Here is a 24,520-nt window from a genome sequence, read left to right as displayed (position 1 = left end):
TTATACTGGGCTGGTACCCTTTAAAAACCGAGCAGACGCCGTGCAGCAAGGCCGGGGTCTTCTTCCCGCAGGAGAGATTCCCCCACCAGAACGGCACTACAGCCCGCTTCGCCAACTTTCGTCAGATCATCCGTGGTGGCGATGCCACTTTCCGACACGACGAGGCGATCCGGCGGAACCTGAGGGGCCAGGTCCAGCGTCGTCTGAATGTCCGTCTTCAGTGTCTTGAGATTGCGGTTGTTGATCCCGATAAGGAAGCTGTCATAGGCCAGTGCCCGGTTCAGCTCCTCCTCATTATGCACTTCCAGCAGCACGTCCATGTCCAGCCCACGGGCCAGAGCGATCAGCTCGACGGCCTCTTCTTCCTTCAGTGCCGCCATGATGAGCAGGATGCAGTCTGCACCAATCAGACGGCTTTCATGCACCTGCCACGGCTCAAGGATGAAGTCTTTCCGCAGGATCGGCAGGCTGCAGGCTTCCCGCACGGCCTTCAGGTCATCCACGCTCCCGTGAAAGCAGGACCCCTCCGTCAGTACGGAAATGCAGCTTGCTCCTGCATTCTGGTACGACCGGGCAATCTGGGCCGGATCATAGTCAGGCCGCAGAACACCGGCGGAAGGCGACGCCTTCTTCACCTCAGCGATGAGACCGACACGCCTGTCCGCCGTGATATGCTGGAGGGCCTGCCCGAACCCGCGGGTCGGCATGGAGACCTCCTTGGCCCGGGCGGCAATTTCCTTCAGCGGCATGACCTGCATCCGCTGCTCGACATCGAGACGGGTCCGTGCACAGATGCGGGCCAGCACATCACCTGCTGCATCCCCAGCGACGCTGCCGCCTGCCCCCTCTTCCGTCGGAACAGGATGAGACTCTTCCGTGCTGGATACGTCCTGCGTGCTGCTCTCCGCAGACGCATCAGAAACCGGAACCTGTCCGCCGTCCTCGACAGGAGCAAAAGCAGCCATCGACCGCTGTGGCAAAAAAATCATGATCGTCCTGAATCTTTACCTTGGAACATTAAGGAACGGTTCTAGCGTTCATTCCCGAGCACTTACACTCCTTTGAGCACGGATTAAAGCCTCACGGGCCAACCCGTCATCAAGAGACCGTGCCGCCTCGGCGATATTGTGCCGGAGCGCAGGAACGGAAAGCTGACCATTTTCGAGCAGATTGCCCCGACCGGCAACATGCAGACCAACCGCTGCGTTCAGCAGGACTGTATCACGATAACAGCCAGCCTCTCCACTAAAAAGACTCACCATGCGCTGCGCATTACTGGCCGGGTCTCCCCCCTTGAGGGCCGCAATGTCATACCGGGGCAGGCCTGCCATCTCCGGTGTCAGCGCAAAGGAAAAAGACTGGCCATGCTCCCACACATTATTGTGAGTTGACCCGGCAAGTGTCAGTTCGTCAATGCCTCCCTCATCCGTATGGCCATGCACGACCCAGGCCGAAAGAGCACCAAGCTCCCCCAGCACATGCGCCACAGGGCGGCACCATGTTTCAGAAAATACGCCGACAAGCTGCCGCCGGACCCGTGCCGGATTGCAGAGTGGCCCCAGAAGATTGAAAAGCGTCCTGAACCCCAGCTGCTTGCGGACCGGAGCGGCAATCCGCATGGCTGGATGATGGAACGGTGCTGCCAGAAAAGCGAGCTGGTCATCCCGCAGCCGTTCCTCCTGCCGTCCATGATCGGCTTCGGCAGGAATGCCCAGTGCTTCCAGAACGTCCGTTGCCCCGGCACGGGACGAGAGGGCACGCCCTCCATGTTTCGCCACGGGAACACCGAGCCCGGCCAGCACGAAAGCCGTGGCCGTGGAGACATTCAGCGTCCCCAGCCCATCCCCCCCCGTGCCGCAGACATCCACTGTCCCCTCCGGTACCGCATCGAGAGCCTGCATATTGCGCCGGACGGCTCTCACGGCCCCGGACAGCTCCTCCTCCGTTTCTCCCCTCATCTGAAGGGCCGTCAGGAAGGCGGACAGTTCCACATCCGAAACCTCTCCCTCCATGACGAGCATGAAGGCCTGCTCGGCTTCAGAAACATCCAGCTCCTGCCCGGCAGCCACTTTCCTGAGAAGGGACGTAAAAGGCTTTTCCTGCCTGCCCATCAGCCTGCTGCACCTTCTTTCTTCGGCAGGACATTGGCCAGCCGGAGGAAGTTGGCCAGCAGCTCACGCCCGGAATTGGAAGCAACACTCTCCGGATGGAACTGCACACCGTGAATCGGATATTCCCGATGACGGACCCCCATGATGACGCCATCTTCCGTCTTCGCATTGACGACAAGCTCATCGGGAATGCTGGCAGGATCCAGCGTCAGGCTGTGATAGCGCACCATGTCCACCGGGTCTGGCAGACCGGCAAAAACCCCGCTCCCATCATGATGGATGGCGTTGATCTTGCCATGCATCGGCACGGAGGCCCGGACAACATCCGCCCCGAACACCTGCCCGATGGACTGGTGCCCCAGACAGACACCTAGAACGGGCACCTTGCCAGCGGCCTTTTCGATCAGCTCACAGCAGATGCCCGCCTCGTCCGGAGAGCATGGCCCCGGCGACAGCACGATGGCAGAAGGATTCATTTCCAGCGCCCGGTCGGCAGTCAGCACGTCATTGCGCTTGACGGCACACTCCACACCCAGCGCACCAAAATGATGCACCAGATTGAACGTGAAACTGTCATAATTGTCAATCAGCAGAATCATCTGATGGTCTCCTCACTCCGAGAGGTCTTATCTGCCCTCTCAGATGATGCGCCGGACGGGGATTTACACCCCCCTTTCATAGCAATCCTCTGCTGTCCGTTATGAATGGCCTGACCGATGGCCGCCTCCGCCGCCGTGAAAAGCGCACGGGCCTTGGCCCTCGTTTCCTGATACTCTGCTTCAGGATCAGATTCCGCAACCACGCCACAGCCAGCCTGCACATGCATCTGGCCATCTTTCAGCAGGGCCATGCGCAGACCGATGCAGGTATCCATGTCACCATCAGCACCGAAATAACCGACACACCCGGCATAGGGGCCACGCCGGGTCGGTTCCAGCTCATCGATGATTTCCATGGTGCGTATCTTCGGTGCGCCTGTCAGCGTACCGGCCGGGAAAGCTGCGGAGAGCGCATCAAGGGCACCACAGTCCGGCCTCACCTTCCCCGTCACGGTGGAAGAGATATGCATGACATGACTGTAACGTTCCACCACGAAGCGGTCCGGCACCTCCACCGTCCCCAGCTGGGACACACGCCCGACATCATTGCGGCCGAGATCGATCAGCATGAGATGTTCGGCAAGCTCCTTGCCATCGGCCAGAAGTTCTTTCTCCAGTGCCAGATCATGCTCACGGTCCCGCCCACGGGGCCGGGTTCCTGCCAGTGGACGGACCGTCACGATGCCATCCCGCATCCGCACCAGAATTTCCGGCGAGGACCCCACGAGGGTAAATTCCCCCAGCTCCATCAGGAACAGGAACGGTGCCGGATTGATGCGCCGCAGGCTGCGATAGAGAGCCAGTGAAGACAGCGGGAAAGCCGTCGTGAAACGCTGGCTCGGCACGATCTGGAAGGCATCACCGGCGGCAATATAGTCCTGCGCCGTCTTCACCTTCTGAAGAAAATCCTCATGGGTGATGTTGGAAACCGGCTCACCAAGCCTGCTGCCTTCCGGCAGGGTTTCTGCCGGATCGGGCACGGGCTGGCGCAACGCCGCCACGGCCTCTTCCAGCAGGGCTTCACCCTCTTCCACGGCGACACCATCCCGCAACGGGGTGGCCAGAATCAGCTCATCCCGCACCGTATCAAATACGGCAAAGAGCCGGGGGCGGATCATGACACCTTCCGGCAGGTCCAGATCATTCGGTGGCGGGTTAGGTAACTCCTCCATCTGCCGGACCATGTCATAGCCCAGCACGCCGAAAACACCGCCAATCATCGGCGGCATACCCTCCGGCAGTGCCATCCGGCTTTCATCCAGAAGAGCTTTCAGCGACACGAGCGGAGCGGTCTCTTCCTTCCGTCCATCACGGAAGGCCTGACCGTCCTTGCACCGCCATACTGTATCCGGCAGCAGGGCAATGATGGAATAACGCCCCCGGGCCTCACCACCTTCCACGCTCTCGAAAAAGAGGCGGTACGGATCATCAGCCAGACGGGACAGACGGAGAAAAACGGAAAGCGGCGTCAGCAGGTCTGCCGCTTCTACCCTGTGTAAAATCCTGCTCACTGCTGGCCGAGCCTTCCAGAAATCATGCTGAGGACCCTGTCATTCACATCATTGAACAGGGCTGCGTTGAAATGGCGTGGCGGAGCCGCACGGGTATAGGACATGCCCAGCGTCTCCTGAAGATCATTGCGATAGGCTGCCGTCATCTGGGCGGCAAGACGCTGCCGGATGGCCTGCATCAGGGTCGATGATTCCTCATAGGTTCCCGTCACATTGACGAGCCAGTAGGCATCACCCGCCTGAAGCATAGCCGTCTGCCCCGTCTTCTGCTGGAGGGCGGCCTTCAGAATCAGTGCGGGCACGTCATGACGCAGCTGAAGGTTGGAAAAATGCTCATCCTTCTGGAGCATGGCCTCTTCCTTCTGCCCTGCCAGTGCCTGACGCAGACCCGTTTTCTTCGCTTGCTGGAAGAGGGCCGTCACCCGCTGTTCCGTGGCATGTTTCCGGGCATCGGCCAGCCAGGCATCCTTCACGCCCTGCTGGACCGCCTCATAGGGTTCCTGCGTGCCCGGCGTGACGTCATCCACCATCACGGCAAAAGAGCTGCCATCCGGTTCCGTCACGACATGCGGCGGCTCATCCTTCTTCTGGCTGAAAATCTGTTCGATCAGGGCCTGGCGCAGGGCCGCATCCCCTGGCAGCGGGGCTGGCTCGCCACCCGGCAGATTGCCATGAGCGTCCAGGCTGCCCTCCAGAGGGAAGGCCCCGATATCAGCCGGCACCTTGTCCAGTGTCACGGAACCGGCCACGGCTTCTTCAAAGGCTCTCTGACGATCCTTCAGCATGGAAGCCGCACGGGCGTTCGCCAGGTCTTCACGGATGCTGTCTTTCAGGCTCTCAAAACTGGCATGTGTCGCCGGCTTGACGGACAGGACATGCACCACGCTCCATCCCGCTGCCGTATGGACGGGAGCGGACACTTTCCCTTCCTGCGTGGCAAAAGCCGTCTTCCCCAGAGCCGGATCAGGCAGGTCCGTCTGGCGGGCATCATTCAGCGTTGCGGGAATGGCCTTCGGATACTGTTTCTGCAGGGCGGCCCAGGACTGCCCCCCCTGCCATGCCGCCGCAAGCTCCTGCGCCGTGGCTTCATCGCCCACGGCCAGAACTTCGATGGACCGCAGTTCCGGACTGTTATAGCGGGCAGCCTCGGCAGGGTCCTGCATCTTCATCCGGTAGGATGCCTGAAGGTCCGCATCAGAAATCTGGATCGTCTTCGCCACGCTGCCTGCCGTCATGACGACGATGCGGGCATGACGGTATTCCGGCTTGCGGAACTGCCAGAGATGGTTCTGGTAATACCGTTTCAGCTGGTCATCGGTCGGCTGGGTGGAGACCGCACCCAGAGAGAACGGCAGACGTACCATGTCCACCACCTGACCATGACCAATATGATTCACCATCCAGTCCAGTTCCTGCGCCGGAGGCTGCACGGTCTGGCCAAAGGCCAGCATGGTCGCCCGGCCATACAGCATCCGCCGCGTTTCCTGAATCAGGTCCTGATGGCTGAGATTATTCACCCGCAGGAGATCGTCCATCTTGTGAGGGTCAAATTTCCCGCTCGGGTCCCTGAAGTCCGGCATGGCGAAAATCACGCCACGAATCGTTTCATCACCCGGATTGAGGCCATTGCGCTCTCCAGCCAGGGCACCCTCATGAACAAGGATGAGGTTGCGCAGTGCGGCATGTCCAACCTCCTGACGCCCCTGCGGGGTCTTCAGGAAATCAGCCGCACCGCCATTCTGCTGCATGGCATAGCCAACCTGCCGCTGGACGGCTTTCTGGAACTCGACGGGCGTGATCTTGTGCGACCCGATCTGCACCACGGTATCACCACCGAGACCGGCCATGCCGCCGCCCATCCCGAAAAACGTACCTCCCAGAACAACAAAGGAGAGGAAGACCACAAAGGCAATCACCCGGCCGAGCCAGGAGTCAACCAGGAAATGACGCAGGGCAGTAATCATCGAAGGCGCATATCACTTTACTGATGGCAGAATAGCATTAGCAGAGGAAACCCGCTAAGCTGCCCCAGCATAGAGATGCCGACACAGATTGACCAGCACGGCGTGTTCCTTACTTCGCCCAGGCGGAAGAGATGCATCGTGCCGACCGGGGAGAGCAGAATGACCACCGTACCCAAATTCGTCATTGGGAACTGGAAAATGCAGGCTCGCCACGAGCATGGCCTCCAGCTCGCACGGGACATTTCCCGCCGTCTGAAGGATGCGCCGCCACCGCCTCACCTCCACACCATCATCTGTCCGCCTTTCACCCAGCTGGATGGCGTCCATCAGGCCCTGAAGGAAACCGGCCTGCCCCACGAACAGCTGGGCATGGGGGCGCAGGACTGCTACCCGGCCTCATCCGGCCCCTTCACCGGGGACATTTCCGCCCCGATGATCAGGGACCTCGGGGCACGCTATGTCATTCTCGGCCATTCGGAACGCCGCCAGAACCACGGTGAGACCGACGCCATCATCCGCCAGAAGGTCAAGGCGGCCACGGCGGCCGGGATCACACCGATTGTCTGCATCGGCGAACATCTGGCCGAACGGAACGAAGGACGGGCCGCCAGTGTCCTCTCCACCCAGATCGAAGGGTCACTGACCAGGGGCTTCCGTGGAATCCTTGCCTATGAGCCTGTCTGGGCCATCGGCAGCGGCATCACGCCCTCCCGTGACGAGCTTCAGAGAAAGCTGACCCTGATCCGTGCCCTGCTGCCCATGAGGCTCATGACAGATGACATTCGTGTCCCGGTCCTGTATGGCGGGTCTGTCACTTCCGTTCAGGCACCTTCCATCATGTCCATCGAGGCGGTGGACGGGGTGCTGGTCGGCAGTGCCAGCCTTGAAGCACAGAGCTTTCTGGACATCATCGACGCTGCGGCTGAAGCGACGACGCCTCAGCCCTCCCCATAACCTGTTGGACCTGACTGCATGACCACATTACTGCTTATCCTCACTGTTCTGGTTGCCCTGGCCCTCATTGGCGTTATCCTGATCCAGCGTAGCGAAGGCGGTGGTCTCGGCGTTGGCAGCAGTCAGGGGCTTGGCTCCTTCATGTCCGGCCGGGGTACGGCGACCCTGCTGACCCGCAGCACGGCCGTGCTGGCCGCCATCTTCATGGTGCTCTGCCTCTGTCTGGCCGTGCTGAACCGTGGTGCCTCCAGCGGCAATACGGGCCGTGACATTCTGGCCCACCCGCCGGTCAGCCAGCCTGCCAGCTCCACCGCACCGGCCCAGACACCCCAGCATCCCTGATCCGGCCTTCAGGGAAAGCGGACTGCACAATCTGCTTTCCCTCCCCCCCTCTTCGCTATATAAGGGCCTCCCATGATGCGCTTTGTTTTTGTGACGGGTGGGGTTGTATCCTCCCTCGGTAAAGGTATTGCTTCGGCGGCTCTGGCCGCCCTCCTCCAGGCCCGTGGGCACAAGGTCCGCATCAGGAAACTGGACCCTTATCTGAATGTCGATCCGGGCACGATGAGTCCGTATCAGCATGGTGAGGTGTTCATCACTGATGATGGTGCCGAGACCGACCTTGATCTCGGCCATTATGAGCGGTTCACGGGTGTTCATGCCCGCCGCTCCGACAACACCACGACAGGCCGCATCTACTCCAATGTCATCGCCCGGGAACGCCGGGGCGACTATCTTGGGGCAACTGTCCAGGTCATTCCGCACATCACCGATGCCATCAAGGAAGCCGTGGTCACCGATACGGATGGCTATGATTTCGTGCTGGTCGAAATCGGCGGTACGGTCGGCGACATCGAGAGCCTTCCCTTTCTGGAAGCCATCCGCCAGCTCCGTAATGATCTCGGGCATGAGAACACGATGTGTGTCCATCTCACCCTCCTGCCCTATATTCCGTCCGCCGGTGAACTGAAGACGAAACCGACCCAGCACTCCGTCAAGGAGCTTCAGAATGTCGGTCTCCAGCCGCAGATTCTGCTCTGCCGGTCCGACCGCCCCATCCCGCAGACGGAACGGCAGAAGATCGCCAGCTTCTGCAACGTGCGCCCCGAGGCCGTGATTGCAGCCCTGGATGTCGACACCATCTATGCCTGCCCCATCGCCTATCACGAACAGGGCATGGACCGTGAAGTCCTGCGCTATTTCGGCCTGCCTCATGAGACCGCCCCGGACCTCTCCCGCTGGGAAAAGATTGTCCGTGGAGTGCGGGAGCCGAAGGGTGAGGTCCGCATCGGGATCGTCGGCAAATATACGGCCCTGCTGGACAGCTACAAGTCTCTGGCAGAAGCCCTGCTGCATGGCGGGATTTCCCAGGATGTCCGTGTCCACATGAACTGGATTGATGCGGAGGAGCTGGAAACCCCCGCCAACCTCGACGCACTACTGAAGGACATGGACGGCATCCTCGTGCCCGGTGGTTTTGGTGAGCGCGGGTCTGAAGGCAAGATCAATGCCGTACGCTATGCCCGCGAAAACAGCATTCCATTCCTTGGCATCTGCTTCGGCATGCAGATGGCGGTGATTGAATGTGCCCGCTCCCTTGCCGGACTGAAGAAGGCGTCCTCCACGGAGTTCGGCCCCACGGAAGAGCCACTGGTCGGCCTCATGACGGAATGGGCACGTGGCACGGAACTTCTGCGCCGCCGTGAAGGCGGAGACCTTGGCGGGACCATGCGGGTCGGTGCCTATCCGGCCAGGCTGGTCGAAGGGTCCCGTGTGGCGGAAATCTACGGCAGAACGGACATCCGTGAACGCCACCGTCACCGCTGGGAAGTCAATGTCCATTACCGTGAGGTTCTGGAAAAGACGTCCCTGCGCTTCTCCGGCATGTCCCCTGACGGCGTGCTGCCGGAAGTCGTGGAATATCCCGATCACCCGTGGTTCATCGGTGTGCAGTACCATCCGGAACTGCTCTCCAAGCCGTTCGATCCGCACCCGCTCTTCGTGGGCTTCGTAGGAGCAGCAAAAAAGGAACATCTTTCACGGAAACAGAGGGCATGAACGTCCCTCTTAGCAAGTTCATCATTGGTCAGGATCAGCCCTTCCGGCTGATCGCTGGCCCGTGCCAGATTGAATCCCGTGACCATGCCTTCTTCATGGCCGAAGCCCTGCACACACTCTGTCAGGAGCTGGATATCGGGCTGATCTACAAGAGCAGCTTTGACAAGGCCAACCGCAGCTCCGTCCGGGCTGCCCGTGGCATCGGCATGGAAGAAGGGCTGAAAATCCTTTCCGACATCCGCTCCCGCTTCGACATGCCCGTCCTGACGGATGTTCATGCGCCGGAGCAGTGCGCCCCGGCAGCAGAGGCCGTGGATGTTCTCCAGATTCCGGCCTTCCTCTGCCGGCAGACGGACCTGCTCCTGGCTGCCGGGAAGACAGGCAGGGCCATCAATGTCAAGAAAGGGCAGTTCCTGGCCCCGCAGGACATGCAGAACGTGGTGGACAAGCTGAAATCCACTGGCAATGAGCGCATCCTGCTCTGCGAGCGTGGCACCTGCTTTGGCTACAACACGCTCATCAATGACATGCGTGGCCTGCCGATCATGGCACGGACGGGTTTCCCTGTCGTGTTTGACGCCACCCACTCCGTCCAGCAGCCCGGTGGACTGGGAACCGCCACGGGGGGACAGCGGGAGTTTGTAGCCCCTCTGGCCCGTGCCGCCATTGCCACCGGTGTCAGTGCGCTTTTCATCGAGACCCATCAGGAGCCGGACAGGGCCCCCAGCGATGGTCCGACAATGATCCCCCTTTCGGAGATACGTGCCCTGCTGTCCTCTCTCAGGAAGCTGGATCAGCTTGTAAAGGAAGACGTCCTCTGAACAGGGGACTCTTTCCAGAGTTCAGAAATGTCCCTGTGGGGACAGCAGCGCGAGCAGGAACCCCGCCACACACAGCCCTGTGCTGACCGCCCTGACCATGAAATAGCCCGGTGGCAGGTCACCACAGCGGTTGGCGATTCGTTCCAGCGCAAAGACACCAATGAAGCCGAGTGCCTCCAGCCCGAAACCGGTCCTCAGATTTCCAAGCAGCCCGACGCAGAGGGACAGCCAGCCCCACAGGAAGGCAAAAGCTCCCAGAAGGAGTGCCCGCCTGTCCCGCAGCCCTTCTCCCTTCGGCAGAATGATCGTGGGTTTGCTGACAAGAAACCCCCACTGCACGGCCCCATAGAAAGACAGCAGGCACCCCCCATAGGCCAGCAGGATCAGGCTGAGATGGGGCAGTGCGGTCAGAATCCCTACCAGAAACAGCCACACACCCACCAGGAGGGGGAAAACGCCGCCAAGCGCAACAAGCATGGCAGCCGTGACAGGAAATTGTCGCATCTTAATTGACCTCAAGCGCATATTTTGAGACTGAAATAAAGCGAAAGCGGATCCTAGCCTTACCTGATGATAGGCTGTTCAGGGTTCGCCGCATAGAGTCAGGAGAATTCCCTTGAGCGCTATTGTTGATATTATTGCCCGCGAAATTCTGGACAGCCGTGGTAACCCGACTGTTGAGGTCGATGTTGAACTGGCCTCCGGTGTCGTCGGTCGTGCTGCCGTTCCTTCCGGTGCCTCCACCGGTGCCCACGAAGCTGTGGAGCTGCGCGATGGTGACAAAAAACGCTTCCACGGCAAGGGTGTCCTGAAGGCAGTCAACGCCGTGAACACGGAGATTGCCGACAAGCTGCGCGGCATGGAGTCCGAGAACCAGATCGCCATTGACCAGGCCATGATCGACCTCGATGGCACACCGAACAAGGGCCGTCTTGGTGCCAATGCCATCCTCGGCGTGTCCCTCGCCGTGGCCCGTGCCACAGCCGAGGAACTGGACCTGCCGCTCTACCGTTACATCGGTGGCACGTTCGCCCATGTCCTGCCGGTCCCGATGATGAACATCATCAACGGTGGTGAACATGCCGACAACGCCATCGACTTCCAGGAATTCATGATCCAGCCGGTGGGGGCTTCTTCCGTTGCTGAAGCCATCCGCATGGGGTCTGAAATCTTCGCCTGCCTGAAGAAAGAGCTGCACAAGAACGGCCTGAACACCAATGTTGGTGACGAAGGTGGTTTTGCTCCGAACCTGAAGTCCACTGAAGAAGGCCTGAAGTACATCGAGAAGGCCGTTTCCGACGCTGGCTACAAGTTCGGCACGGACATCACGATCGCCCTCGACTGTGCCTCCTCCGAGTTCTACAAGAACGGCCGTTACGAGATGAAGGGCGAAGGCAAGAGCTTCTCCTCCAGCGAAATGGTCTCCTATCTGGAAGAGCTGACCAAAAAGTTCCCGATCGTCTCCATCGAGGATGGTCTGGCCGAGGATGACTGGGAAGGCTGGAAGGAACTGACCGAGCGTCTGGGTGACCGCATCCAGCTGGTCGGTGACGATCTCTTCGTGACCAACCCGGCCCGCCTGAAGGAAGGCATCGAGAAGGGCGTTGCCAACTCCCTGCTCGTGAAGGTGAACCAGATCGGCTCCCTGACAGAGACCCTGCACGCCGTGGAAATGGCACAGCGTGCCCATTACACGACCGTGATGAGCCACCGTTCCGGCGAGACGGAAGACAGCACCATTGCTGACCTCGCCGTTGCCCTGAACACCGGGCAGATCAAGACAGGCTCCCTGTCCCGCTCTGACCGTATGGCCAAGTACAACCAGCTGATCCGCATTGAGCAGCAGCTGGGTGACAGCGCAAAATATGCCGGTCACAGCATCCTGAAGGTCCGCAAGTAACAGCTGACCACGGCAGGTCAGGCGACTGACCTGCCAACCGGAAAAAGCCCTCATCCGCTGGATGGGGGCTTTTTTCATGCCGGTGCCTGTCTTGCCTCAGCAGCAGAAGGCCCTATAAATGATCGTCAGAAGTTTTTCCGATTATCATGACCGCTGAGGAGCCACTGCATGATCGTTCTGCTGCGCCGTGCGCTGGGTGCCGTATTCGCCCCCTTCCTCTTCCTGCTTCTGACGGCCTATTTCCTCTGGAACGCCCTGCATGGCGATCTGGGCATCACCGCCTATCAGCACCAGAAAACGCTTCAGGCTGAAGCACAGACGGCCCTGCAGGATGCCCACAAGGAGCAGGACATATGGCGGCGGCGGGTCATGGCCCTGAATGAGAATGCTCTCGACCCGGACATGCTTGACGAGCGTAGCCGTGTGATGCTCAACAGCAGCCGCAAAGGTGATCTGGTCATTCCCTATGGGGAAAAGAACGCCCTTTACTGAGAAACCCGTCTTCAGCTGGCTCCCCATCCCTCATTCAAAGACACAAAAAAAGCGGCCCGCAAGGCCGCTTTCTTCTTCATCAGATGATCTGATGATTACTTGATCTTTGCCTCGCGGAAGACAACGTGCTTGCGCACGACCGGGTCGTACTTGCGCACTTCCATCTTGCCCGTTGCCGTACGGGCGTTCTTCTTCGTGACGTAGAAATAGCCCGTATCTGCGGAAGAAACGAGACGGATCATGATTACGTTTGTCTTGGCCATATTACCCTCGGACTGCTGCCGCATGATGGGACGCCGCTTCATCATTATCGGAGCAGCACATCCCCTATACCTGGGCGGAACAATGATACCTTGTGCCTTTCAGGTCAAGCCCTTTCAGGCACAGGATACCACCATTGAGACAGATTATAGTCTTTTTCTCGCAGGATAAGTCTTACTTATCCCAGTCAAACTGGTACACTCCATCATCATAATGAGAACGTGCATGATGATGAGAACGTGCATGATGATGAGAACGTGCATGACGCACAGGGACTTCAGAGCCCAAGGCATCCATATAAGTTGAACCTCCTTTCTTAGAATAATGCTCTCTCTTCTTAAGACGATGCCTCTTTTTTGCAGAAACAGCCTTAGTTTTTGGGACCAGTGCCTTATGCTTGGTAGAGAGATCCTCCCTAATCATAGGCTGAGACTTCGCCTGTGAATGCGGAGCCGTAGCTACAATAGGCGAATTCGTAGACATATCATAAGGCCTCCTTAGAACCGTTCCACCAGCTCTAAGATGCGGTGAAGTTGACTTAGAAGGGGAGGCTTCTTGCGCATCATTATGCTGCTGATGACGAGGAACTTCAGTCACGTAGCCGTTATCAGGCTGTGCGTATGTGGCTCCCCCTGTTCCCGTTCCATCACTGCCATGACCATGCCCGAATGTCTTGGCATGTTCGAACAAGGCGGCCTTGCTGTGGCTGACAATCTTAAGGCTGCCATCCGGAGCGATCAGCGTGTCAGTACCATCGCCATTCGGAATGACAACAATGCCACGATTCACCGACTCCATGTAAGGTGGTGCATTATCCTTCACATGAGAGGCAATGGGTTTACCAATCGGCATCACATCCCTGCCGGACCCATAACGCTGGCTGACGTCTTCCCCGACGCTCATGCCCTGCCCATCACCAAGCTGCTGCCGCAGATCCGCATCAAGCTGAGGACGGGCCTTCTGCCATTTTTCAATGAAATGCGCATCAGAGCGGCTGACATCCCGGAGGCTGGGTACCGGCTCCGGCTGGCCGGGCCAGACATCGCCATCTTCCGCCACGACAGGGGTGGCCGTCACCTTCGCCCCACGCACACGCTGGGCCGTCTCGCTACGGGTATCGGGCGTGTTCGGGTTCCCATATGGGTTGAGTGTCCCGCTCAGATGTCTGTCCAGCCCTGTACAGCTGACAGCAAAACCAGTGCAGCCCACCGCAAAGAAGGACATTACAACCCCTGCCTTCTTCAGGCTTCCTTCTCTGATCTTCATGCCATCCCCTTTGCAACCGTCACAACCCGATCATGGAAGAACATAACCAGTCCCCCGTCACCACTATATTGATCTACCCGATATCTCAAATCAGTCTATCCCCGCATCCGTGCCACAGTCGCCCTGAGATACCCTGTCCCTGTCAGAAGCGTAGGAATGACAGACAGCCAGAGCAGCACCGCTCCGGTCACGCCAAAGTACCATGTCACCTTGTCATATAGAGACCCGACCGCCCCCTGGCCCAGAATGAGACAACCGATCGCCACCATCTGCATCCCCGTTTTCCATTTGGCCAGACGGGTGGAAGGGATCGTCTCATTCCGGGACGCCATATATTCCCGCAGCCCGCTGATCAGGATTTCCCGCAGCATGATGAGGATGGCCGCATAAAGCGAACCGAAACGCAGCCCCCCCATGCCGGCAAGAGCCAGCAGCAGCCCCCCCACAAGGAGTTTGTCCGCAATGGGGTCCATCATCCGGCCGAGGTCTGACGTCAGCCCCTGCCGGCGGGCCAGAGCACCATCAAGATAATCCGTCACGCAGGCCCCGACATAAAGCAGAAACGCCATATCCGCCCACAGGCCACCAGCTGCCAGACACCCGATGAGCACCGGAATGACAAGAATACGGAAAAGCGTGAGAAGATTGGGAAGATTGATCACCTTATATCCCTATATGGTAAGGTCACTCCCCAACACGGTGCTCAGTCAGGGTTTTTCGAGGACGTCACTCTGCTCTCTTACCCATTCTGGATGGAAATATCCATAAATGACCTGCGCCATTTCACGATTAATTCCCGGTACACGTTCCAGCTCTTCCAGAGCAGCCTGCCGGACCTGCCGGACAGAGCCGAAACGGGTTAGAAGAGCCTTCTTGCGGGCAGGGCCGACACCGGGAACATCATCCAGCCCGGAATGCGTCAAGGCTCTGGAACGCCCTGCCCTGTGCGTGGTGATGACAAAGCGGTGAACCTCATCCCGCAGCCGCTGCAGATAATAGAGGACGGCATCATTCACCGGCAGCTGGAACGGCTCCTTCCCCTCCACGAAGAACCATTCCCGCCCCGCATTGCGGTCCACACCCTTGGCAATGCCCACTACCGGAATGGATGACAGCCCCCGTCCGGCCAGTATGTCCTTCACGGCACGGACCTGCCCTTTGCCACCATCAATCAGCAGAAGGTCCGGCCAGGTGTCACTGCCTGCATCCTCCATGCTCAGCTGGGCAAAACGGCGGCTCATGACCTCCTTCATCATGCCGAAATCGTCACCCGGAGCCACGGGACCACGGATGGAAAATTTCCTGTAAGCCCGCTTCACGAAGCCTTCCGGCCCGCCAACAACCATCGCCCCATAAGGGGCCTGCCCCATCAGATGCGAGTTATCATAGACCTCGATCCGCCGGGGCGGTGCGGGCAGGTCAAACAGTTCTGCCACTTTCTCCAGCAGCACGGCCTGCCCGGCCGTTTCAGCCAGCCGCCGTTCCAGAGCTTCCCGGGCATTAAGAACGGCATGATCCAGCACGGCTTTCTTTTCGCCCCGCTGCGGCTGGAGCAGCTGCACCTTCTGCCCCCTCTGAAGGCTCAGGGCTTCGGCAAGCAGGGGCTGTTCCGAAGGTTCGCTGCTGGTCAGCACCTGCAGGGGGGGCTGCTTGTCTTCATAGAACTGGAGCAGAAAGGCCGCCAGAACATCAGCGGCTGGCTCATCCGCCCCATGCCGGGGATAGAAGGCCCGGTTGCCGTTATTCCGCCCCCCACGGATAAAAAAGACCTGTATGCAGCTCTGTCCGGCCTGCTGCCAGAGAGCCACCACATCGGCCTCACGGATGCTGATGGGATTGATGGTCCCTGACGCCCGCAGATTGGCAAAGCCCCGGATACGGTCCCGAATCAGGGCCGCCCGCTCGAAGGCCATGTCTTCCGAGGCTTTTTCCATCTCCGCTGTCAGACGCTGCTGCAGCTCCCGGCCTCCACCACTCAGGAATTCCTTCGTCTGTTCCACAAGCCCCTGATATTCGGAAGGGCTGATCCGGTCCACACAGGGGGCGGAACACCGCTTGATCTGATGGAGCAGGCAGGGCCGTGTGCGGGATTCAAACACGCTGTCCGTACAGGTCCGCAGCATGAAGGCTCTCTGGATGACCTGAATGGTCTGGTCCACGGCTCTGGACGAAGCAAAAGGCCCCCAATAGGTCGCCCCTTTGACGGGTTTCCCCCGTTGACGCATCAGGCGGGGATAAGCGTGATCCCCACTCAGCAGAAGCCACGGATAGCTCTTGTCGTCCCGCAGAAGGATGTTGAAGCGGGGCTTCATCCGCTTGATGTAGTTGGCTTCCAGCAGCAGGGCTTCGGCCTCGGTACGGGTGACGACGATCTCCATGCTGACCGTCAGGGACACCATGAGCCTCAGCCGTTCCGGCAGACGGGCCACATGCGTATAGGAGGTGACACGCTTCTTCAGATTCAGGGCCTTGCCGACATACAGCACCTCCCCCTTTGCACTGAGCATCCGATACACGCCGGGACTGTCGGGAATCGTCTTCAGAGCCTTCCGAATCGCAACGACGCCATGGGGTGTATCAGCCATTTCTCTTGGTTTTCCGCCAGTTTCCTGTGATCATGACAACCCTTTTACACTCATCCACCATTCCTGTGGAAAAAGCTGTGAATACTCCAAGGGTAAAAGCACACAGCACAGGGTTTCTCTTCTTTTTTGCTAGATTGCCCATTTTTTAGGCACATGGAGCAACCCATTGAAAAATAAGAAGTTGTGAAAGATTTTTCCCTGCCCCTTCTCTCCCTCCTGCCCCCCGGAGAGCATAATGACTGTCAATCCTGTTTCTGAAAAAATTAGTGGGCAAAAAAAGTTACAAAATCCTTCAGAAGGAGACTTTTATGTTTGACTTTCGAAAATTTCCTTCTCTGCACTCTCCATGAGGCGCAGCATGTTTCCACCACATATGGCCCGAATCTCGGCTCCATCCAGCCCTGCCCGCTCCAGTGCCACAGGCAGATGATGCGTCTCGCTGGCATCCTGCCAGCCCTCTATCCCGCCACCGCCATCAAAGTCGGATGAAATGCCGACATGCTCCACACCAATCCTGCGGGTAACATACAGCACATGCTCCACAAAGTCGGCCAGCGTTCCTCCACCTCCACGACGCAAAAATGGAGCCATTGCCGTTATCTGGATCAGACCCCCACTGGCCTTCAGGGCATCAAGCTGCCCGTCATCCAGATTGCGGGGATGATCACACAGGGCACGCACACAGGAATGGCTGGCAAAGACCGGAACCGTGGAGACCTCCACGGCCTGCATCATGGTCCTGCGTGAAGCGTGGGAAACATCCACCAGCACACCGTGCCGGTTCATCTCCCCTATGACCTCCCGCCCCAGAGCAGACAGACCGCCATGAGCCTCTTCCCGCCCCTGTCGGACAACGGCTGAATCCGCCAGCAGGTTGTGGCCATTATGAGTCAGGGTCATGTAGCGCACGCCATACCGCCTGGCGAGATGACCGATCCGGGACGGGTCATCCGCCAGCGGGTAGCCATTCTCCATGACCGGTACCAGAGCCACCTTCCCGGCTTCCGCCGTCTGCCGCACCTCCTGCGCCGTCCGGCACAGGACAGCCCGACCGGGAACATGAAGCGGCACCATCTCCTGCATGGCCTCCAGCATGGCCCGTGCCCGCCGCCAGGCGGCGTCATGCCCTGCGTTGTCAAGAGATGCCTGGGGCGTATAGGCTGCCAGACAGGCCGCCCCCAGTCCCCCGGCCTCTGCCTTGGGGATGGTGAAACGGCGTTCCGCCTCTCTCATGGCAATGTCCGCCTGATCCCGCTTCCGCCAGTCGGGCAGGCCGTCCGCCGTCTTTTCTTCCCACGGAATATCAATGTGAGTGTCAATCATGAGGACGGGCATGGGCGGGGTGCTTTCTTTATTCATCCTTTCCAGATTGGCGTAAAACCGGTCAATCGCAAGATCATCCCTTGAAATTTCCTGCCCGAGAGGGGATCAGGAGACATGCGCCTTATTACATGGAACATCAATTCACTCCGCCTCCGGCTGCCTCTGCTCCAGCGTCTGATCGAGGAGCAGGCCCCTGATGTCATCTGCCTTCAGGAAACCAAGGTACCGGACCCGCTCTATCCGCAGGATGCTCTGGCTGATCTGGGTTTTCCCCACCAGCTCTACCGTGGCATGAAAAGCTACAATGGAGTCACCATCCTTTCCCGCACACCGCTGGCCCCTGTGCCCGATACGCCAGACTGGTGCGGCAGGACGGACTGCCGCCACGTGGCAGCGGACGTCCAGACACCGTCAGGGCCAGTGACCATCCATAATTTCTATGTGCCTGCCGGTGGCGACATTCCTGATCCTCAGGAGAATGACAAGTTCGCCCACAAGCTCGCCTTCCTTGAGGAAGCGACAGACTGGTTCAAAGCCAATCCCCCCAGGCGGAGCATTCTGGTGGGCGACCTCAACATCGCCCCGCTGGAGCATGACGTCTGGAGCCATCGCCAGCTCCTGAAAATCGTCAGCCATACACCACCGGAAACATCCCGCCTGCTGGACTGGCTGGGAACCGGGTTTGAAGACGCCATGCGGAAGGCCATTCCGGAGCCTGAAAAGCTCTTCACATGGTGGTCATACCGTAACCGGGACTGGAAAAAATCCAACCGGGGCCGCCGCCTGGATCATGTCTGGGCAACACCGGACATCCTTCCCGGCCTGAAGAGCATTGATGTTCTCAGCCCGGTCCGGGACTGGGCCTCACCATCCGACCATGTGCCTGTCCTGATGGATATTGCCCTCTAAAAGACAGAATGACACATTAGAAGAAAGGCTGGCGGGGTCTCTCCGCCAGCCTTCTACATGCTGAAATATCTGAGCGTTTCAGAGGTCGGGATTGAGGCAGTAACCGCCCCCTTCCGTCAGAAGGATGCCCGCCCGCCCGTGATCGGGTTCGATCTTCTGCCGCAGGCGGTAAATATGGGTCTCCAGCGTATGGGTCGTCACCGAAGCATGATAGCCCCAGACTTCATGCAGCAGCACCTCCCGCTCCACCGGTTGGCCACCCGCACGGTAAAGATATTTCAGGATGGCCGTTTCCTTTTCCGTCAGATGGATCCGCTGGCCTTTTTTCTGGTCTGTCAGCTGCTTTCTCGCCGGCTGGAACACATAGGGGCCAATGTCAAAGACGACATCTTCACTATTTTCAAAAAGGCGCAGCTGCGCCCGCAGGCGGGCTTTCAGCTCCCCCATGCGGAAGGGCTTGGCAACATAGTCATTCGCACCGGCATCCAGCCCCCGGATCACGTCATCCTCATCATGGGAGCCTGTCATGATGATGATGGGAATATGAATGCCCTTATGCCTCAGCCTGGCACAGAAATCCCGGCCATCCCCGTCAGGAAGATTTACATCCAGCAGGACAATATCAATCCGTCCGCCAGTGGAGCGGTCCATGACCTCCCCTGCGATCGCAAGAGTGGCAGCCTGTTCAACCCGGTACGCTCCATCCTCTTCCAGCTGCTCAGCCAGCAGAAGACGCAAAGCATCATCATCGTCAACAATCAGTATTGAGTGATGAGCATTCATGTCCCAAAAATCCTGTCCGTAGTGCGCTCAAAATCCCCCTCTCCAGCTACCCACGGGCAGACGGACAGAAGGGATCATCATTCCTATAGGGTACTACCCTAACCCGAATGATCGCCGAACACTATGTCTCTGCACGCAGCTCTGGTTCCTCTTTTGCGTCTGCCGCCGGATCACGCACTTCAGGGGCCTTCATGGATATGACGAGGTCCCCCACAACCGGCATGGTCCGGGCACGGTCTTCCGCCGACTGTATGAAGATGCCCGTACCCCGACGGACAATCAGCAGGTCCAGCCGGTTCTCTTCCCTGTCAAACAGATCAAGCGTCGCTTCCGTCACGGTCGCACTGACAAAACGCCAGCCACGGCTGAACAGCGTATCGAAGAAGGTATAGTTCCAGCCCGGTTCACCCAGTACCTTGCCCCGGGCATCACGGGACAGGCCACGATACAGGTCCAGCCGTGCCACACCGGGGCTGACCTGATAGACCCTTTCCCGCCCCATATGAGGAGCCATGTGCCCGCAGACCATGCCGTTATAGATGGCATCCCCCGTCGTGGCGATCAGGTAATCGGCAGGCCGTTCTTCCAGAGCTTCCTGCCCTGCGGCGGACAGCAGCTCCGCCTTGAGGACAGGCACCCCACGCCGTGCAGCGGGCATGAGTTCCTGGGCGGTCGTATCCACCACCAGCACGGGCACCTTCTCTTCATTCAGGCAGGCGGCCAGATCGATCGACCATGAATTGCCACCCAGAATGACCAGGGCAGGCTCATTCGACAGTGTCAGATGGAGACGCCGGGCCAGCGGGCCAAGGGAGAAGCCATGACAGATCATCGTCACGGCAATCACGCAGAAAACGGCAGGCATGACGAGATCAGCCGAAGCATAGCCCGCCTCCGAGAGCTTGATGCCCGCCGCACCCGCCACGGCTGCCGCAACAATGCCCCGTGGGGCGATCCAGCCCACGAAAATCCGCTCCTGCCAGCTTATGCTTGTGCCCAGCGTGGCCAGAAAAATGCACAGGGGACGGACGACAAACAGCACGACCAGTGTCAGGAGCAGGATGGGAATGGACAGTCTGGCCAGCACGGCACGATGCAGGTCCGCCGTCAGCAGGATGAACAGGACGGACACCATCAGCACGACGAGGGATTCCTTGGTCCGTTTCAGCTCGTTCAGGCCGGGAATATGCAGGTTGGTCAGCATCATGCCGAACACGGTCACGGCAATCAGGCCTGCCCCTTCCATCGCCAGCGTGCAGGCCTCGAAAATGACCAGAGCCAGCGTGACCATGACCGGCACCTTCAGCAGCTCCGGCATCAGGTCCCGCGTGAAGAGATAGCGCAGCAGATAAGCTGGCAAAATGCCCGCTGCCACGGAGATCGCCCCTGCCACCAGCATGTCCGGCAATGTATGAACAAAGAAGAGCTGCTTGTGCAGGTCCACATGCAGGAGCATGATCTGCATGACCACGGCGGCCAGAATGGCCCCCAGCGGATCATTGACGATCGCCTCCCACCGCAGGAACGCCGCCACACGGGGGTGAAGCTTGGCACTCCGCAGCAGGGGAAGAATGACCGTCGGCCCCGTCACCACGATGATGGCACCGAAAAGGAAAGAGGTTCCCCATTCCAGATGGGCGACATAATGGGCGGCCAGTGCCCCCAATATCCAGTTGATGGGCAGGGCCACCATCGTCAGGCGGGCCACACCCTGCCCCGCCTCCCGCAGCTGCCGGATATCCAGCACCATGCCGCCTTCAAAGACGATCAGGGCCACCAGCATGGAGACCAGCGGGCGGAATGCATGGCCCAGTGTTTCTGAAGGGTGCAGCCAGCCCAGCACGGGGCCGAAAAGCAGCCCCATGGCAAACAGCAGCACGATGGCCGGCAGACGCAGACGCCATGCCACCCACTGCGCCAGCATACCCGCCCCGAATGTCAGCACCACCCCGAAGAGAACATCATAGGCCATAGGGGATCTATTTCCTCCAGTCAGACAGAACCTCCTGCCCCACGATGCGGGCGGGAAGGCCACCATCAGATAGTAGCCATTTTCATGCCAGATGCACAAATCTGCGTTACCGTCAGGCTACAGACTGGATAACCACCCCCTCCGCCCAGGGTCAGCCCTGTGCCGCCTTCTCCATCGTGGCCACGAAGAAACCGTCCGTCCCGAAACCATGCGGTGTCAGGGAGAAGAGAGCCTCCTGCCGCAGGGATTCCGGCAGGAGGGCCGAGCGTTTTTCGGCAGGCAGCAGGCTGTAATGGGTCTGCCTCTTCAGGAAGGATTCAATCTGTTTCCGGTTCTCGACACCCAGCAGGGAGCAGGTCGCATAAACCAGCTTTCCGCCCGGACGGACGAGACGGGCCGCAATATCAAGAATGGCAGCCTGCTTGACGCAGAGTTCCCTGATATCCTCTTCTGTCAGGCGCAGACGGGCATCCGGGTTGCGCCGCCATGTCCCCGTACCGGAACAGGGGGCATCGACCAGAACCGTATCAAACTGGCCTTCCCGCCGCTTCGTCCATTTGTCACCCTCACTCAGCAGATGGCGGGTCACGTTATGCACGTCCGCCCGACGGAGGCGTTTCGTGGCTCCATCAAGCCGCACGCGGGAAACATCACAGGCGACGAGCTGCCCTTTATTCTCCATCGTCATGGCAAGGGCCAGCGTCTTTCCGGCAGCCCCGGCGCAGTAATCCAGCAATCTCTGCCCCGGCCTGGCATCAACGGCAGCAGCGATCAGCTGGCTTCCCTCATCCTGAATCTCCACCATTCCTTCCCGGAACAGGGCGGCCGCCGTGACCGGCTGACGTCCTTCCAGACGGATACCCCACGGGGAGAGGGCCGTCGGCTCACCGTGAAAACCCTCCCGCTTGAGACGGTGCAGGGCTTCCTCCCGTGTGGCCTTGAGCAGATTTACCCGCAGGTCCAGTGAAGGTGCCCCCATGAGGGCACGCATTTCTTCTTCCAGACGGTCACCGAAATCCTCTTCCAGATAAGGGTGCAGCCAGTCCGGATATTCCAGACGCACTGGAAGGGACTGTTTTTCACTGCTGATCTCCTGCCCTTCCAGAGCCTCCAGCATGATCATCTCACGCTCGCTCAGGGGGGCAGGCGCATAACGCTCACCACTGAAAAGGGCCTGAATGGAAGAAAAAGGCTGCCCGACAAAATGCAGCATGGCCGCACAGAGCAGCCGTGGGGAAATGTCCTCATCCCGGTAGCGCAGGTCCGCCCGCAGATGCCAGTGCAGCCGCCGCCATGCCCGCAGCACGTCCCACGCGAGAGTGGAAATGGCCCTGCGGTCGCCACCACCAATATAGCGGCGTTCACGGAAAAAATTGTTGGCTACGGCATCAGCCGGACGGTGCGGTGCGTTCTGGATCGCACAAAGCAGATCAATCGCACCAGAAAGACGAGCAGCGGGGGTCATGGCCCCCGCCTACTCTGTTTCCCTCCATCAGGAAAGGAAAAAATGCCCCTCAGAGCCGATAGTTGGGGGCCTCACGGGTGATGGTCACATCATGCACATGGCTTTCCCGCAGACCGGCATTGGTGATCTTGCGGAAGCGGGCACGGGCCTGAAGATCAGCAATGGTGGCAGAACCGGTGTAGCCCATGCCAGCCCGCAGGCCGCCAACCAGCTGATGCACCACGGCAGCCATCGGCCCCTTGTACGGCACCTGCCCTTCAATCCCTTCCGGCACCAGCTTCAGCGTATCCCGCACTTCCCCCTGGAAGTAGCGGTCAGCCGAACCACGGGCCATCGCCCCCATGGACCCCATGCCACGATAGGCCTTGTAGGTCCGCCCCTGATACAGGAAGCTTTCACCGGGGCTTTCCTCACAGCCTGCCAGCATGGAGCCGACCATCACGACATCCGCACCGGCCCCGATGGCCTTGACGATGTCACCGGATGTCCGGATACCCCCATCAGCGATGGCCGGAATGTCCAGCTCATGACAGGCTGCGGCTGTTTCCAGAACGGCAGAAAACTGGGGCACACCCACACCGGCCACGACACGGGTCGTGCAGATGGACCCCGGACCAATGCCGATTTTCACACAGTCCGCACCGGATTCAATCAGTGCCCTTGCCGCTTCCGGCGTAGCCACGTTACCGGCAATCAGCTGCACGTCAGCATATCTGTCACGCAGGCGGGCCACGGTCTCCAACACGCCACGGGAGTGGCCATGCGCCGTATCGACCACCAGCACGTCCACGCCAGCCTCAACGAGAGCAGCCCCACGGTGGAGACCATCTTCCCCGACGCCAATCGCTGCGGCGCAGAGCAGACGGCCTTCCGCATCCTTCACGGCCAGAGGATGGGTCGTGGCCTTATCCATGTCCTTGACAGTGATCAGACCGATGCAGCGTTCAGCATCATCCACGACCAGCAGCTTCTCGATCCGATGATCGTGCAGGAGCTGACGGGCCTGCTCCGCAGAGGCACCATGCCTGACCGTGACCAGACCTTCATGGGTCATCAGGTCCCGCACGCGGGTACGCCTGTCTTCCGTGAAGCGCATATCACGGTTGGTCAGGATGCCGACCAGCCTGCCATCCTTCTCCACGACCGGAAGGCCGGAGATGCCATGACGGGCCATGATCTCATGAACGTCGCTCAGCGTCTGGTCCGGTCCCACCGTGACGGGATTGACCACCATGCCCGCCTCAAAACGCTTCACCCGGCGGACCTGTTCGGCCTGCCCTTCCAGCGTCAGATTTTTGTGGATGACACCCATGCCACCCTGCTGCGCCATGGAAATAGCCATCTCATCTTCCGTCACCGTATCCATGGCGGAAGAAAGCAGCGGGATATTCAGTTCCAGCTTGCGGGTCAGACGTGTTTTCGTGCTGACCTGACCGGGAAGGACGGATGATTCAACCGGCTCGATCAGCACATCATCGAACGCCAGAGCATCACGCACACGGCTGTAAAGTTTGTCGTTAAAAGAATCTGTCATGATGCCCACGCC

General features: G+C 59.5%; 22 protein-coding genes. 7 read left to right on the top strand and 15 right to left on the bottom strand.

Translation table 11 applies throughout. The features are described 5' to 3' along the window. Nucleotides 1–20 precede the first annotated feature (20 nt). From trpC to NQF87_RS01495, 5 genes are read right to left on the bottom strand one after another with little or no spacing between them, the layout of a single operon-like run. The gene (gene trpC / locus NQF87_RS01515) at nt 21–989 is read right to left on the bottom strand and encodes an indole-3-glycerol phosphate synthase TrpC (RefSeq protein WP_266126655.1); all 969 of its coding nucleotides are present in this window, start codon (nt 987–989) and stop codon (nt 21–23) included. 48 nt (nt 990–1,037) lie between these two features. Next, nucleotides 1,038–2,111 (bottom strand): anthranilate phosphoribosyltransferase, encoded by a 1,074-nt coding sequence (gene trpD, locus NQF87_RS01510; RefSeq protein WP_266126654.1) that lies wholly within the window; start codon nt 2,109–2,111, stop codon nt 1,038–1,040. Further along, nucleotides 2,111–2,710 carry an anthranilate synthase component II gene (locus tag NQF87_RS01505; RefSeq protein ID WP_266126653.1) on the bottom strand — a complete coding sequence of 200 codons (600 nt, stop codon included), beginning with the start codon at nt 2,708–2,710 and terminating at the stop codon, nt 2,111–2,113. The genes trpD and NQF87_RS01505 overlap by 1 nt, the downstream gene beginning before the upstream one ends. Next, nucleotides 2,707–4,221 (bottom strand): anthranilate synthase component I, encoded by a 1,515-nt coding sequence (gene trpE / locus NQF87_RS01500; RefSeq protein WP_266126652.1) that lies wholly within the window; start codon nt 4,219–4,221, stop codon nt 2,707–2,709. The genes NQF87_RS01505 and trpE overlap by 4 nt, the downstream gene beginning before the upstream one ends. Further along, nucleotides 4,218–6,185, bottom strand: coding sequence for a peptidylprolyl isomerase (locus tag NQF87_RS01495; RefSeq protein WP_266126651.1), 1,968 nt, complete (start codon nt 6,183–6,185; stop codon nt 4,218–4,220). The genes trpE and NQF87_RS01495 overlap by 4 nt, the downstream gene beginning before the upstream one ends. Nucleotides 6,186–6,344: 159 nt before the next feature. On the opposite strand from NQF87_RS01495, the gene tpiA reads away from it, so the two are divergent. The 4 genes from tpiA to kdsA all read left to right on the top strand — a co-directional run bounded on the left by tpiA (nt 6,345) and on the right by kdsA (nt 10,018). After that, nucleotides 6,345–7,139 carry a triose-phosphate isomerase gene (tpiA, locus tag NQF87_RS01490; protein WP_266126650.1) on the top strand — a complete coding sequence of 265 codons (795 nt, stop codon included), beginning with the start codon at nt 6,345–6,347 and terminating at the stop codon, nt 7,137–7,139. An 18-nt stretch (nt 7,140–7,157) separates the two neighbouring features. After that, the gene (gene secG, locus NQF87_RS01485) at nt 7,158–7,481 is read left to right on the top strand and encodes a preprotein translocase subunit SecG (RefSeq protein ID WP_266126649.1); all 324 of its coding nucleotides are present in this window, start codon (nt 7,158–7,160) and stop codon (nt 7,479–7,481) included. Nucleotides 7,482–7,553: 72 nt separating this feature from the next. After that, nucleotides 7,554–9,197 (top strand): CTP synthase, encoded by a 1,644-nt coding sequence (locus tag NQF87_RS01480; protein WP_266126648.1) that lies wholly within the window; start codon nt 7,554–7,556, stop codon nt 9,195–9,197. Further along, nucleotides 9,194–10,018, top strand: coding sequence for a 3-deoxy-8-phosphooctulonate synthase (kdsA, locus tag NQF87_RS01475; RefSeq protein ID WP_266126647.1), 825 nt, complete (start codon nt 9,194–9,196; stop codon nt 10,016–10,018). The genes NQF87_RS01480 and kdsA overlap by 4 nt, the downstream gene beginning before the upstream one ends. A 21-nt stretch (nt 10,019–10,039) precedes the next feature. On the opposite strand, the gene NQF87_RS01470 is transcribed toward kdsA, so the two are convergent. Next, entirely contained in the window at nt 10,040–10,522 is a 483-nt protein-coding gene (locus NQF87_RS01470; RefSeq protein ID WP_266126646.1) for a DUF3429 domain-containing protein, read from the bottom strand. Nucleotides 10,523–10,634: 112 nt separating this feature from the next. Between NQF87_RS01470 and eno the strand changes: the two genes are divergently transcribed. Together eno and NQF87_RS01460 are read left to right on the top strand one after the other, a co-directional pair. Then, the gene (eno, locus tag NQF87_RS01465; protein ID WP_266126645.1) at nt 10,635–11,918 is read left to right on the top strand and encodes a phosphopyruvate hydratase; all 1,284 of its coding nucleotides are present in this window, start codon (nt 10,635–10,637) and stop codon (nt 11,916–11,918) included. Nucleotides 11,919–12,086: 168 nt separating this feature from the next. Further along, on the top strand, nt 12,087–12,410 hold the full coding sequence (locus NQF87_RS01460) for an FtsB family cell division protein (protein WP_266126644.1): 324 nt from the start codon (nt 12,087–12,089) through the stop codon (nt 12,408–12,410). Between the two features lie 95 nt (nt 12,411–12,505). On the opposite strand, the gene rpmG is transcribed toward NQF87_RS01460, so the two are convergent. The 5 genes from rpmG to NQF87_RS01435 form a co-directional block, all read right to left on the bottom strand. After that, nucleotides 12,506–12,673, bottom strand: a complete 168-nt coding sequence (gene rpmG, locus NQF87_RS01455; RefSeq protein ID WP_043561310.1) for a 50S ribosomal protein L33 — start codon at nt 12,671–12,673, stop codon at nt 12,506–12,508. Between the two features lie 172 nt (nt 12,674–12,845). Further along, complete coding sequence (locus NQF87_RS01450) at nt 12,846–13,937, bottom strand: hypothetical protein (RefSeq protein ID WP_266126643.1); 1,092 nt, start codon at nt 13,935–13,937, stop codon at nt 12,846–12,848. A gap of 95 nt (nt 13,938–14,032) precedes the next feature. Further along, a complete protein-coding gene (gene pgsA, locus NQF87_RS01445) occupies nt 14,033–14,599 on the bottom strand; it encodes a CDP-diacylglycerol--glycerol-3-phosphate 3-phosphatidyltransferase (protein ID WP_266126642.1) in 567 nt (188 codons plus the stop codon). A gap of 45 nt (nt 14,600–14,644) precedes the next feature. Beyond that, nucleotides 14,645–16,522 (bottom strand): excinuclease ABC subunit UvrC, encoded by a 1,878-nt coding sequence (gene uvrC, locus NQF87_RS01440; protein WP_266126641.1) that lies wholly within the window; start codon nt 16,520–16,522, stop codon nt 14,645–14,647. 306 nt (nt 16,523–16,828) lie between these two features. Then, complete coding sequence (locus NQF87_RS01435) at nt 16,829–17,845, bottom strand: dipeptidase (RefSeq protein ID WP_266126640.1); 1,017 nt, start codon at nt 17,843–17,845, stop codon at nt 16,829–16,831. A 114-nt stretch (nt 17,846–17,959) separates the two neighbouring features. On the opposite strand from NQF87_RS01435, the gene NQF87_RS01430 reads away from it, so the two are divergent. After that, nucleotides 17,960–18,754, top strand: a complete 795-nt coding sequence (locus NQF87_RS01430; protein ID WP_266126639.1) for an exodeoxyribonuclease III — start codon at nt 17,960–17,962, stop codon at nt 18,752–18,754. A 78-nt stretch (nt 18,755–18,832) separates the two neighbouring features. Here NQF87_RS01430 and NQF87_RS01425 read toward each other — a convergent pair whose 3' ends face one another. The 4 genes from NQF87_RS01425 to guaB all read right to left on the bottom strand — a co-directional run bounded on the left by NQF87_RS01425 (nt 18,833) and on the right by guaB (nt 24,508). Continuing rightward, entirely contained in the window at nt 18,833–19,537 is a 705-nt protein-coding gene (locus tag NQF87_RS01425; protein WP_266126638.1) for a response regulator transcription factor, read from the bottom strand. Between the two features lie 121 nt (nt 19,538–19,658). Then, nucleotides 19,659–21,509 carry a cation:proton antiporter gene (locus tag NQF87_RS01420; protein WP_266126637.1) on the bottom strand — a complete coding sequence of 617 codons (1,851 nt, stop codon included), beginning with the start codon at nt 21,507–21,509 and terminating at the stop codon, nt 19,659–19,661. Nucleotides 21,510–21,660: 151 nt separating this feature from the next. Continuing rightward, complete coding sequence (locus NQF87_RS01415; protein ID WP_266126636.1) at nt 21,661–22,974, bottom strand: RsmB/NOP family class I SAM-dependent RNA methyltransferase; 1,314 nt, start codon at nt 22,972–22,974, stop codon at nt 21,661–21,663. Nucleotides 22,975–23,023: 49 nt separating this feature from the next. Then, nucleotides 23,024–24,508 (bottom strand): IMP dehydrogenase, encoded by a 1,485-nt coding sequence (gene guaB, locus NQF87_RS01410; protein ID WP_266126635.1) that lies wholly within the window; start codon nt 24,506–24,508, stop codon nt 23,024–23,026. Between the last annotated feature and the right edge of the window lie 12 nt (nt 24,509–24,520).

The sequence above is a fragment of the Bombella dulcis genome, from assembly GCF_026385505.1.
GTDB classification, from domain to species: Bacteria; Pseudomonadota; Alphaproteobacteria; order Acetobacterales; family Acetobacteraceae; genus Bombella; species Bombella dulcis.
This window is presented reverse-complemented; position numbering and strand designations above follow the sequence as displayed.